Source organism: Leifsonia sp. PARNA 1/14 (genome assembly GCF_055720965.1).
The window spans coordinates 1-11,230 of the sequence record NZ_JBVQSP010000009.1; the positions used below are offsets into that span (position 1 = coordinate 1).

The following is an 11,230-nucleotide window of genomic DNA, read 5'->3' on the forward strand; positions in this document are numbered from 1 at the left end:
AACTCCCACTCTGGCCCGGAGGTTCTCGCTATGTCACGGATGCCAGATCAAACAACGTCCCTGGGCACTACAGCTAGAGAGCGAGCACGACCTTGCCGCCGGGGTGGCCTCCCTCGACCAGGCGGGCGGCTTCCACGGCCTCCGTCAGAGGGAACGTGCGGGCGATGTCGACCTGGAACGCGCCTTCGGCGATCAGGCCGAGCACGAGCGGGTAGGCCTCGGCGCGCAGGCGGAGCTCTTCCGCCGTCAGGGGCACGGGGTTGCCGCCTCCCCAGGCCCGGATGCCCAGCTCGGCGGCGCGCGGCCCGACCACGATCGTGCCGATGCGCGACCGGTCGTCGACCAGTGCGAACGAGGCTTCGAGCGCCTCGTCGGTGCCGATCGCGTCGAGGATGCGGTCGTAGCCCTGAGGCGCGGCCTCGCGGAGGCGGTCCAGCAGCCCGGGGCCGTAGGCGACGGGGAGGGCGCCGAGCTCGCGCAGCCGGTCGTGGTTCGCGGGCGACGCCGTCGCCACCACGGTCGCCCCCATCCGCCGGGCCAGCTGGATGGCGGCCCGTCCGACACTGCCGGAGCCGCCGTGGATGAGCAGCGTGGTGCCGTCGCCGACGCCCAGCGACACGAGTGCCTGATAGGCGGTTCCGGCCGGCACACCGATCGCCGCGGCCTCCTCCCAGCTCACCGCCGCGGGCTTGCGCACGAGGTGGGAGGCCGGCGCGACCAGGCGGGTCGTGTACGCGCCGCGGGCGTCGCGCACCACCACCTCGTCGCCCGGAGCCCAGTCGGTCACGTCGGCACCGACTGAGAGCACCACGCCCGCGGCGTCGCTTCCCGGCACGCGCGGCTCCGTGATCGGGGCGCTCGGCCGGCTGCCGCTGCGCAGCTTGCCGTCGATCGGGTTCACACCGGCCGCGCGGACGTCGATCACGACACCGTCGGCCGGCGCCACCGGGTCGGGCACCGCGGCGACCTCTAACACCTCCGGGCCTCCGAGGCGGTCGTACTGGATCTGCGTGGCCATGGCTGTCCTTCGGTCGGAGGCGGTGGAGGTGGGTCGAGGTCGCGCCGCGGTGGCTCAGCGCTGGGCGAACGCTGCGCGGTACCGCGTCGGCGGCACACCCACTTCGGAGTCGAAGTGGTGCCGGAGCAGCGTCGCGCTGCCGAACCCGCTGCGCCGGGCGACCTCGTCGACCGGCAGGTCCGTCGTCTCGAGCAGCAGCCGGGCGTGCAGCACGCGCTGCGTGGTCAGCCACTGCATGGGAGGCACGCCGGTCTCGGCGACGAAGCGGCGCGAGAAACTGCGCGTCGACATGTGGGCGCGCGCGGCGAGCCCGGAGACGGTGTGGCTCTCGTCGAGCGTGTCCGTCAGGTGGTCGAGCAGTTCGCTGAAGGTGTCGTCCTCGCAGTCGGAGAGCGGCTTCTCGATGTACTGGCGCTGGCCGCCGTCGCGCTGCGGCGGGACGACCATGTTGCGCGCGATCGTGTTGGCGACCGCGCTGCCGAGTTCGCGGCGCACCAGGTGGAGGCAGGCGTCGATGCCCGCGGAGGTGCCCGCGCTGGTGATGATCGTGCCGTCGTCGATGAACAGCACATCGGGATTGACGCGGGAGAGCGGGAACCGTCGCTGCAGGGCGTCCGCATGGCGCCAGTGCGTCGAGCACTCCCGGCCGTCGAGGAGGCCCGCCGCCCCGAGCACGAACGCGCCGGAGCAGACGCTGAGCAGGATCGCCCCGCGGGCGTGAGCGCGGCGGAGACCCTCGAGCAGCTCCTCCGGGTATTCGTCGCGGATGGCTGCGGCGGGAACCGCGATGAGGTCGGCGTCCTCCATGGCCTGCAGACCGTAGGGCGCCGTCATGGACACGCCGGTCTCGTTGCGGATCGGCTCACCCGGGTTCGCCGAGCAGACGCGGAAGTCGAACGGTTCGAGGCCGGCATAGCTGCGGTCGAGCCCGAACACCTCGCAGATCACGCCGAACTCGAACATCGCGAAACCGTCGATGATCGGCACGGCAACACTCTTCAACATGCACCACAGTGTACTGGCCGAATGTTTACGAAGATAGACTCAAAGCCATCTCGTGGCCGAATATTGTCGATCGTAATGTAGAGGACATGGCAAACACTACCTGGGCACAAGGCATCGAACACGGCTGGGTGGCCCGCCCGGTCAAGACCAGCGGCGGGGAGATCGTCCCGCCGCGCCGCCGCCGCTTCCTCTTGAGCGACTGGCTGCCCGCGGCGGTCGCCGCACGCGGAGGTCGCGTCACCCGCGAGACCGATCGCGCTCTCGCCGATCTTCGCGCGGCGCAGGACGCACGCGCCGGCGGCCGCTGAACGCGCCATCCGACCCGCCTAGGCTGGTCGGATGGACAGCAGCGCAGGCGGATACCTCTTCGACATGGACGGCACCCTCGTCGACTCGCACACGGTGGTCGAGGCGGTGTGGACGGAGTTCTCGGTGCGTCACGGGCTCGATCCACAGGTCGTCCTCGCCTACGCGCACGGCCGGCAGGCGGGCGACACGGTCGCCCACTTCTTGCCGGCGCTGACCGACGCGACGCGCGCCGAACTCGTCGCCGGGCTGCTCGCCGAGGAGGTCGCCCGCACCGACGGCATCGTGGAGGTGCCGGGCGCACGGCGACTGCTCGCGGCGCTCGCCGAGAGCGGCGCTCCGGTCGCCGTAGTGACGAGCGCGCCGCGCGAACTCGCGATCGCCCGGCTGAACGCCGCGGGCGTCGGCATCCCGGCGGTGCTCGTCGCCGCCGAGGACGTCGAGCGCGGCAAGCCCGACCCGTCGTGCTACCTGCTCGCCGCCTCGCAGCTCGGTGTTCCGATCGATCGGTGCGTCGTGTTCGAAGACGCCGAGGCCGGCCTCGCGGCCGCCGTCGCATCCGGAGCCCGCGCCGTGGTCGTCGGCGGCCACGTGTCGGCCACGACCGACGGACTGGAGCGCATCGGCGACTACACGGGGGCGGTCCCCGGTGTCGAGGACGCAGCCGTGACCTCCTGATCTGCGGAGGGTTGACTCTCTTGGTGCATCGCTCTATCCTTTAGTCAATCAAGCGATTGATCAACGAGGTGATTGACTAATGGAGCAGGACTCGCTCGACAGGGCTTTCGCGGCACTGTCGGATCCGGTGCGGCGAGCGATCGTCGCCCGCCTCAGCCGGGGTCCCGCGACGGTCAACGAACTGGCCGAGCCGTTCGACATCACGCTCCAGGCGGTGTCCAAGCACATCAGCGTGCTCGAGGGCGCCGGCCTGGTGTGGCGAACGCGCGAGGCGCAGCGCCGCCCCGTCCATCTGGACGCCGCGGCCCTGCAGCGGCTCACCTCGTGGATCGACCGGTACCGGCTGGAGGCCGAGGCGCGCTACCGGGCGCTCGACGGCCTCCTCGTCGCAGCAGAACCGAGCAGAGGAACGAAGGAGAAGGAATCATGAGCAACCCCGTCGTCATCGATGCCGTACCCGGCACCTCGTACGCCGACATCACCCGCGAGTTCGAGGCCCCGGTGGAGGCGGTCTTCCGGGCGCACGCCGACCCCGAGCTCTACGTGCAGTGGATCGGGCCGCGCAGCCTCGACAACGCGATCACCCACTGGGACTTCCGCACAGGCGGAGGCTACGGCTTCGAGCAGACCGACCCCGACGGGAACGTCTACGCGTTCCGCGGCGTCATCCACACGGTCGTCGAGAACGAGCTGATCATCCAGACGTTCGAGTACCTGGGCGCGCCGAACGAGGTCAGCCTCGACCTCCTGCGATTCGAGTCGCTCCCGGAAGGCCGCTCGCGCCTGGTCGGCCACTCCGTCTTCCCCTCCAAAGAGGCGCTGGAGGCCATGGTCGCCGAGGGCATGGAGTACGGCATGACCGAGGGCTACGAGAAGCTCGACGAGCTGCTGGCGAGGGTGTGAGCCCGATGACACGCATCATCGCCGACATCACCGTCTCGCTCGACGGCTTCGTCACCGGGCCCGACGCGGGCCCGGGCAACGGCCTCGGCACCGGCGGTGAGCCCTTGCACCGGTGGGTGTTCTCCGACGACCCGGACGACCAGCGCATCCTGGAGGCCTGCAACGCGCGCTCGGGCGCCGTCGTCATGGGCCGGAGGCTCTTCGACGTCATCGACGCGCCCGACGGATGGAGCGACGAGCTCGGCTACGGCGCGACGGAGGTCGGCAAGCCTCCGTTCGTCGTCGTCACGAGCGCACCGCCCGAGCACGTGCGGCTGACCGGGCTCGACTGGACGTTCGCGACCGCCGGCCTCGCCGACGCGATCGCCGTCGCCCGCGCCAGCGCCGAGGCGCAGTCGGAGGCGAAAGGGGACGACCTCGACGTGGTGGTGATGGGGGGAGGCGCGCTCGTCGCGTCGGCGGTCGCCTCCGGCCTGGTGGACACGCTCATCCTGCATCTCTCGCCGATCATCCTCGGCGCTGGGACCCCGCTGTTCGTGGACGCCCCGCGGCGCACACTGACGCAGCGGGAGGTCGTGGTCACGTCGAACGCGACGCACCTCACCTACGACGTGGACTGACGGCGTCAGCCTCGGGTCGAGGCGCTGAATCCGGTCGGCGTGCACGTGTAGGTGGTCTCGCCGACCACGTGTGTGCCGTATCCGAGTCGATTGCATTCCTGTGCCGCGTGCACGAGCAGCGGGATCAGCAGGGCGAGAATCAGCGCGACGAAGAGGATCGTCACGACGGCGACCACGATGCCCGCCACGGCGAAACCGTTGCGCTCGCCGGCGCGACGGGATTTCACCAGGGCGATGATGCAGAGGACCAGGCCGCCGATGTTGAGGAACCCGATGAACGAAAGAGCGAATCCGACGATCCCGAGGACTCGCGCGGTGCTCATCCGGCTTCTCGGAATCGGTGCGGGCGCAGGCTGCTGCGGATAGGTGGGCTGCAGTGGCGCGGCGGTGTTCTCGCTGATGGTCGTCTCCCTTGGTTGCGAGCCGAGTGTACGGCATGGCCCGGCGGCGGCCGGCGCCGATCGGCAGCGGTGTCCACCGATCGGTGGACACCGCTGACCACCGTCCGCCGGTGCCGCCGCCGCGCCGATCCGGCGACGCTGGATACATGAATCCCGCATCCTCGTCGAAGCCGGCGCTAGTCGGCCTCATCCTCGCCGTCTCGATGACGACGATCGACCAGACGATCGTCGCGCTCTCCGCCCCGACCATCCAGCAGAACCTAAGTCTCAGCCACGACGGCATGCAGTGGGCGGTCAACGTCTACCTGCTCACGACCGCCGCATTCTTCCTGCTCGGCGGCCGGGTCGCCGACGTCGTCGGGCACAAGCGGATGGCCCTCATCGGCATCGCCGGCTTCGGCATCACGTCGCTGCTGTGCGGTCTGACCCCGTCCGGCGATCTCGCCGAGGCCTGGCTGGTCGGCGCCCGTGCGCTGCAGGGCGTCAGCGGTGCGATCATGTTCCCCGCCGCGATCGGCATCGTCGTCGAGGGATTCCCGCGCGAACGGCGTGGCCGGGCGATGGCGATCTTCTTCACCATCACCGGCGCGATGACCGCGGTGGGTCCGATCGCGGGAGGCTACCTCACGCAGTGGACCTGGCGCTCCATCTTCTGGGTCAACGTGCCGATCGCCGTGATCTCGTTCGTGATCGTCGCCCTCACCGCTCGCCCCTCCACGCGCAAGCAGGAGCGGATCGACTGGCTCGGCGCCGCCGTCGTGGCGGTCGGGATGGGCGCACTCGTGTTCGGCCTCCAGCAGGCGAGCCCGTGGGGCTGGGGCAGCCCGGCTGTCCTGGCGAGCCTGATCGCCGGAGCCGCCCTGCTCGTGCTGTTCGGCTGGTTGCAACTGCGGTCGGCCCAGCCTCTGGTGCAGGTGCGGGCGTTCCGCGACCGCGGGGTGCTGTTCTCGCGGCTGGCGACGCTGTCCGCCTCGATCGCGTTCATGTCGGCATTCTTCTTCCTCAGCGTGTGGGGCCAGGTGTCGCTGCAGCTGTCGGCGATGGCGACCGGCATCCTGTTCCTCAAGTTCTTCATCGGGTTCGTCATCGGCAGCCGCATCGGATCCGTGCGGTTCGACCGGAACGGTGCGAAGGCGATGGTGCTGCTCGGCGGCGTCGTGGGTGCGGTGGGCTTCGCCTGGCTCGCGCTGGGCGCCACTGACCTCTCGGTGAACGGCGTGCTCTTCTTCAACGCCCAGACCGCGCCGCTCGTCATCGCCGGCGCCGGCATCGGTCTGATGTTCACCCCCGTCTCGACCGACGCCGTCAACCGCGCGGTCGGCGCCAGTTACGGAGAGGCCTCCGCGCTGACCCAGACGATGAAGAACTTCGGAGGCGCGCTCGGCATCGCGGTCTTCTCGACCATCGTGACCTCCCGGCTCACCGACCTCCTGACCGCCTCGTTCGCGAAGTTCGGCGGCTCGGCGGCGAATGCTCAGGACGCGGTGAACCAGATCAGCGGAGCCTCCGACCGCTCGAGCGCGCTGTCGACGCTGCCGCAAGTCGTGCAGGAGCAGATCCTGCACGCTGTCCGCGCCGACTACGCGTCGGCCGCGCAGTGGGCGTTCTGGGGGATGGCCGCGGCGATGGTGGTGGTCGCGGTCATCGGGCTGCTGTACCCGGCGGGCCGCACCTCGATGGCGGAGGACGGCGAGCCGACCGAGTCGGCATCGGGCGCTGACGCCGCCACGGGCGCCGAGAACGCTACAGTCTGAACGTGACCCGCCCGTCCGACCGCATCGACGACAGCCCGTCCGACCGGCTCGACGACCGCTGGTTCGGCGACTGGATCGGCTACTCGGCCGCTGCGACCCTCGCCGCCGTCGTGCTGGTCCTGGCGAACCCCTACACCGGGGTCGTCCGGACCTTCACGGCTGCCGGGCTGATCCTGGCGCTGTTCCCCTTCTACTGGTTCGTCGCCCGGCCCAGCCGTGCCGGGGTACGCTCCAACACCTGGCGCGCGTGGGTCTACGTCGGGCTCAGCACCGCGGTCTACTTCGTGGCGTACGGGCTGAACAACTGGTCCAACGTCACCCTCTTCGTGCTGTCCCCGCAGTTCTTCCTGATGCTGTCGGCCGTGCCGGCGGCGATAGCGATCGTCGTGCTCAACCTGGGCGGCGTCGGTGTGCGCTGGTTCCTCGGCGACCTCGCACCGGGTGACGTGGCCTCCACGCTCGGCATGACCGTGCTCGTCATCGCGGTGTCGATCTACTTCAGCAACCGGATCACGGCGGTCACCAAGGAGAGCCGCGAGCGCGGCCTTCTCATCGAGCGGCTGCGCGAGCAGCAGCGCGAGATCGCTGAGCTGTCCGAGCAGCAGGGCGCCGCGGCCGAACGCGAGCGCATCGCCCGCGAGATGCACGACACCCTCGCCCAGGGTTTCACGAGCATCATCACCCTCGGCCACGCGGTGCAGGGCGAGTTGGAGGCCGACCCGGCCTCCGCACGCCGGCACGTCGAGCTCATGACCGAGACCGCGCAGGAGAACCTTCAGGAGTCGCGGCGCATCATCGCGGCGCTCACGCCGGGGCGCCTGGCCGACTCCACCCTCGACCAGGCGCTCGCGCGGGTCGCGGCGCGCTTCGGCGACGAGACGGGGGTGCCGGTCGGGTTCACCGTGCTGGGTACGCCGAGACCTGCGTCGCCGGCGGTCGAGGTGGTCGCGCTTCGGGTCTTCCAGGAGGCGCTGGCGAACGTGCGCAAGCACGCCGCCGCCCGCACGGTCGAGGCGTCGCTCGGCTACGAGCCGGGGGAGGTGCGCCTCAGCGTGCACGACGACGGCCGCGGGTTCGACCCGGCGGCGCCGCGCGACGGTTACGGGATCGACGGGATGTCATCGCGCGTCCGCGAGGCCGGAGGCACGTTCGACCTCGTCAGCGGCGACGGCCAGGGCACCCGGCTCGTCGTGCTGCTTCCGACGTCGGAGGCGGCCGGATGATCCGCATCCTGCTCGCCGACGACCACCCCGTCGTGCGCGAGGGCATCCGCGGGATGCTGCAGAGTTACGACGACATCGAGGTGGTCGGCCAGGCCGGAAACGGGCCGGAGGCCGTGTCGCTCGCCGCCGTGCTGAAGCCGGACCTCGTGCTGATGGACCTGCGCATGCCGGGCGGCGACGGCGTCGCGGCCACGCGAGCGATCGCGGCCGAACATCCGGGCACGCGCGTCGTGGTGCTGACCACGTACGAGACGGACCAGGACATCCTGCGCGCCATCGAGGCCGGCGCGAGTGGCTACCTGCTCAAGGACATCGCGCCGGCCGAGCTCGCGCGTTCGGTGCGGGCCGCGGCCGCGGGCGAGACGGTGCTGGCGACCTCCGCCGCCTCCGCGTTGCTCGGGCGGCTGCAGGGCCGCGGCCAGGCGCCGGCCCTGTCGGCTCAGGAGGTCAAGGTGCTGCGCTTGGCGGCCGACGGTCTCACCAACGCGGCGATCGGCGCAGAGCTGTTCATCGGGGAGGCCACCGTGAAGACGTATCTCGCTCGCGCGTACGAGAAGCTCGGCGTCTCCGACCGCACCTCCGCCGTGCGCCGAGCGCTCGAACTCGGCTTGATCGCCTAGCTGCCGACTCGTTCGTCTCAACACGCCGCTGCGGTTCGCGCGCCTATGGCGTGTCGGGACGGATCCTGTCTTCAGGAGGGGGAGGCGTTACGCATCGTGCGTCGCGCCGTCTCACTCGGTGGACGGGCCGCGCCTGGCGACAACGGCCGGCGGCCCGTCCGCCCACCACGGCGACGTGGCCTCAGGGCATCGCCAGCACGACCGTGCGGCCGACCGGGCGTTGGTCGGCGAGGCGATGCGCCTCCCACACCGACTCGAACGGGACCACCTGCGGCTCGAACGGCCGCAGCGTGCCGTCGGCCGCATCCGCGAGCAGCCCGGCGAGCAGGCGGCGATAGGCCGGTCGCTTCCTCAGCACCCAGAACGGCACAGCGCAGACCACCTCGCGGGGGTGGCCGCGACCGCGCAGCGCCGCGGACGCCGACCCGCGCACCGCGTCCACGCGCTCGTGCCCGGCCCGGCCGGCGAACGCGGTGTGCACGATGACGCCGTTCGAGGCGACCGCCTCGCGCACACGCGGCGATCCCGTGTGGTCGATCGCGGCCTCCACGCCGCCGTCCGCCAAGTCGCGGACCCGCGCGGGCCAGTCGGGGTCGCGATAGTCCGCGAGCGGCACCTCCGCGGCCAGCTCGTCGAATCCCGGCGGGGGAGTCGACCCGGTGCCGACCACGCGTCGGCCTTCGCGGAGGGCGAGTTGCGCGACGAGTACGCCGACCGCGCCGCTGACCCCCTGCACGAGCACGCTCCGAGCCTTTCCGGCGTACTGCAGCGCTACCGCGGCTGTCACCGCATTGAGCGGCAGGGTCGCGGCGATCTCGGACGTCAAAGGATCGGGAACCGCCACGAGGAACGTCGGCGACAGGACCAGGCGCGTCGCGTGCGCCCCCATCCGCGGGAGCACACCCGCCACCCGCGCGCCGGTGCGGAGGCCGAGCGCCACCGATACGGCGGACTCCGTCTCGAGCACGCCGACGAAGTCGTAGCCCGGCACGAAGCCCGGAACCGGTTGGATCATGTAGCCGCCGCGCCGGGCGAGCACATCCGTCGAGGTGAGCGATGCGTGGGCGATCCGCACGACCACCTCGTTGCCGCGCGGCGGCCGCAGCGTCTCGTGCGCGATCACCACGGCGGACGGGTCGCCGAAGCGCACGACGCGCACAGCGGAGCGCTCCAGCGACGCGGACCCCCAGCGTGCCATCGCCAGTCAGCCGGCGCGCCGCTGGAGAAGGCCGGCCCGCTCCGGGTGGGCCTCGAACCAGTCCGCGACATACCAGCACATCGGCACGATCCGGCGATCGGAGGTGCGCTCGATGTCATCGACGGCGTACGCAACCAGGTCGGCGGCGTACCCCTTGCCGCGGTGCGCGGGCACCGTGAACGCGCGGGTCAGCGAGATCGATCCGCCCAGGATGCTGTAGTCGAGGATGCCGACCAGTTCGCCGCCGATCCGCATCGCATAGCGGTTCGCGTCGGTCTCGTTGCTGAACTCGGTGGACATGCGCCCATCGTACGACCGTCGCGAGCAGAAGGGAGGGGAGGTATCGTGAACGACGTGGGAACCCGAACCCGCACCCTCTCGGGCGCCCGCCTGCATCACCCGATACGAGCATTCCGCGATCCAGCTGCAGCAGGCCAGGCCGCGTGCGACACCCGTCGCGCGCGCCGCGAGACACGCTGGAGCCTTACCCGTGACGATCGAGAACCCGTCGCCCGCACTGTCCCCCGCCCACCAGGCCCTGCTCGAGCAGGTGCCGATCGGCGAGCACTCCGTGATCGACGCGGAGGCCGTCGAGTACGAGCATGAGGGCGTCCCGCTCGAGGGCTACCTCGCCAGGGACGTCCAGGCCGACGAGCGCCGCCCGGCCGTGCTCATCCTCCACGACTGGCACGGCGTCGGCGACAACGTGCGCATGCGCGCCCAGATGCTCGCCCGCCGCGGCTACGTCGCATTCGCTGCCGACCTGTACGGCGCGGACGTGCGGCCCAGCGGGGAGGAGGCGCCGAAGGTCGCCGCCCAGTACTACAGCGACCTGCCGCTGCTGCGCTCGCGCGTCGCTGCCGGTTTCAGCTGGCTGCAGCAGCATCCCGCCGTCGACCCGGCTCGATTGGCCGTGATCGGCTACTGCTTCGGAGGGTCCGCGGCGCTCGAGTTCGCCCGCACGGGGGCCCCGGCCCGCGGGGTGGTCTCCTTCCACGGCGGGCTGATCGCGCACGACCCGTCCGACGCCGCCGCGATCGCAGCCTCCCTGCTGGTGCTGACCGGCGGTTCCGACCCGGCCGTCCCCGACGAGGCGGTGGCGGCGTTCGAGAACGAACTGCGCGCCGCGCCGCACGTCGACTGGCAGCTGACCACCTACTCGGGAGCCCCGCACGCGTTCACCATCCCGGGCACCGACCGGTATCGGCCGACCGCCGACGCCCGCAGCTGGCGTGCGCTCGTGTGCTTCCTCGACGAGATCTTCGGCTGAGCCCGGTGAATGCGGCTCAATTGGCGGTCTGTGAACCGGTCATGTAAGCTCTAACAGGCCCGCGCGACGAACGCTGGGTCATGCGCCACTAGCTCAACGGATAGAGCATCTGACTACGGATCAGAAGGTTGGGGGTTCGAATCCCTCGTGGCGCACAGTGTGATGAGTCGGGACATATGTTCTAGATGAGTCGCGACAGTGGTTACTTAGAGAGAGCCCGGCCATCGGCCGGGC

14 protein-coding genes and 1 tRNA gene are annotated in these 11,230 nt (G+C 70.9%); 10 read left to right on the forward strand and 5 right to left on the reverse strand.

Annotated elements, in window-relative coordinates; genetic code table 11:
- Positions 1–73: 73 nt before the first annotated feature.
- Positions 74–1,018, reverse strand: a complete 945-nt coding sequence (locus AC0HS0_RS18905) for an NADP-dependent oxidoreductase (protein WP_472965691.1) — start codon at positions 1,016–1,018, stop codon at positions 74–76.
- Positions 1,019–1,072: 54 nt separating this feature from the next.
- Complete coding sequence (locus tag AC0HS0_RS18910; protein ID WP_472965692.1) at positions 1,073–2,023, reverse strand: helix-turn-helix domain-containing protein; 951 nt, start codon at positions 2,021–2,023, stop codon at positions 1,073–1,075.
- Between the two features lie 86 nt (positions 2,024–2,109).
- Here AC0HS0_RS18910 and AC0HS0_RS18915 point away from each other — a divergent pair, with 86 nt between their 5' ends.
- The 5 genes from AC0HS0_RS18915 (at position 2,110) to AC0HS0_RS18935 (ending at position 4,530) form a co-directional block, all read left to right on the forward strand.
- Positions 2,110–2,331 carry a hypothetical protein gene (locus AC0HS0_RS18915; protein ID WP_472965693.1) on the forward strand — a complete coding sequence of 74 codons (222 nt, stop codon included), beginning with the start codon at positions 2,110–2,112 and terminating at the stop codon, positions 2,329–2,331.
- 31 nt (positions 2,332–2,362) lie between these two features.
- On the forward strand, positions 2,363–3,007 hold the full coding sequence (locus AC0HS0_RS18920; protein ID WP_472965694.1) for an HAD-IA family hydrolase: 645 nt from the start codon (positions 2,363–2,365) through the stop codon (positions 3,005–3,007).
- Between the two features lie 79 nt (positions 3,008–3,086).
- Positions 3,087–3,437 carry an ArsR/SmtB family transcription factor gene (locus tag AC0HS0_RS18925; RefSeq protein WP_472965695.1) on the forward strand — a complete coding sequence of 117 codons (351 nt, stop codon included), beginning with the start codon at positions 3,087–3,089 and terminating at the stop codon, positions 3,435–3,437.
- Positions 3,434–3,910 (forward strand): SRPBCC family protein, encoded by a 477-nt coding sequence (locus AC0HS0_RS18930; protein ID WP_472965696.1) that lies wholly within the window; start codon positions 3,434–3,436, stop codon positions 3,908–3,910. The genes AC0HS0_RS18925 and AC0HS0_RS18930 overlap by 4 nt, the downstream gene beginning before the upstream one ends.
- A 5-nt stretch (positions 3,911–3,915) precedes the next feature.
- Positions 3,916–4,530, forward strand: a complete 615-nt coding sequence (locus AC0HS0_RS18935; protein WP_472965697.1) for a dihydrofolate reductase family protein — start codon at positions 3,916–3,918, stop codon at positions 4,528–4,530.
- Positions 4,531–4,535: 5 nt separating this feature from the next.
- Here the strand turns inward: AC0HS0_RS18935 and AC0HS0_RS18940 are convergent, their stop codons facing one another.
- Positions 4,536–4,853 carry a hypothetical protein gene (locus tag AC0HS0_RS18940; protein WP_472965698.1) on the reverse strand — a complete coding sequence of 106 codons (318 nt, stop codon included), beginning with the start codon at positions 4,851–4,853 and terminating at the stop codon, positions 4,536–4,538.
- Positions 4,854–5,077: 224 nt separating this feature from the next.
- Between AC0HS0_RS18940 and AC0HS0_RS18945 the strand changes: the two genes are divergently transcribed.
- Genes AC0HS0_RS18945 through AC0HS0_RS18955 form a run of 3 tightly spaced genes read left to right on the forward strand, consistent with a single transcriptional unit; the run spans position 5,078 to position 8,528 of the window.
- Positions 5,078–6,685 carry an MFS transporter gene (locus AC0HS0_RS18945; protein WP_472965699.1) on the forward strand — a complete coding sequence of 536 codons (1,608 nt, stop codon included), beginning with the start codon at positions 5,078–5,080 and terminating at the stop codon, positions 6,683–6,685.
- A gap of 2 nt (positions 6,686–6,687) precedes the next feature.
- Positions 6,688–7,908: a sensor histidine kinase gene (locus tag AC0HS0_RS18950; RefSeq protein WP_472965700.1), complete on the forward strand. Its 1,221-nt coding sequence runs from the start codon at positions 6,688–6,690 to the stop codon at positions 7,906–7,908.
- Positions 7,905–8,528 carry a response regulator transcription factor gene (locus AC0HS0_RS18955; RefSeq protein WP_472965701.1) on the forward strand — a complete coding sequence of 208 codons (624 nt, stop codon included), beginning with the start codon at positions 7,905–7,907 and terminating at the stop codon, positions 8,526–8,528. The genes AC0HS0_RS18950 and AC0HS0_RS18955 overlap by 4 nt, the downstream gene beginning before the upstream one ends.
- Positions 8,529–8,709: 181 nt before the next feature.
- Here the strand turns inward: AC0HS0_RS18955 and AC0HS0_RS18960 are convergent, their stop codons facing one another.
- Together AC0HS0_RS18960 and AC0HS0_RS18965 are read right to left on the reverse strand one after the other, a co-directional pair.
- A complete protein-coding gene (locus AC0HS0_RS18960; RefSeq protein ID WP_472965702.1) occupies positions 8,710–9,726 on the reverse strand; it encodes a zinc-binding dehydrogenase in 1,017 nt (338 codons plus the stop codon).
- Positions 9,727–9,732: 6 nt separating this feature from the next.
- Entirely contained in the window at positions 9,733–10,026 is a 294-nt protein-coding gene (locus tag AC0HS0_RS18965) for a GNAT family N-acetyltransferase (RefSeq protein ID WP_055920830.1), read from the reverse strand.
- Between the two features lie 190 nt (positions 10,027–10,216).
- Here AC0HS0_RS18965 and AC0HS0_RS18970 point away from each other — a divergent pair, with 190 nt between their 5' ends.
- Both AC0HS0_RS18970 and AC0HS0_RS18975 read left to right on the forward strand, forming a co-directional pair.
- Positions 10,217–10,996, forward strand: a complete 780-nt coding sequence (locus tag AC0HS0_RS18970) for a dienelactone hydrolase family protein (protein WP_472965703.1) — start codon at positions 10,217–10,219, stop codon at positions 10,994–10,996.
- An 82-nt stretch (positions 10,997–11,078) separates the two neighbouring features.
- Positions 11,079–11,151, forward strand: a tRNA-Arg gene (locus tag AC0HS0_RS18975).
- The last annotated feature ends 79 nt before the right edge of the window (positions 11,152–11,230 follow it).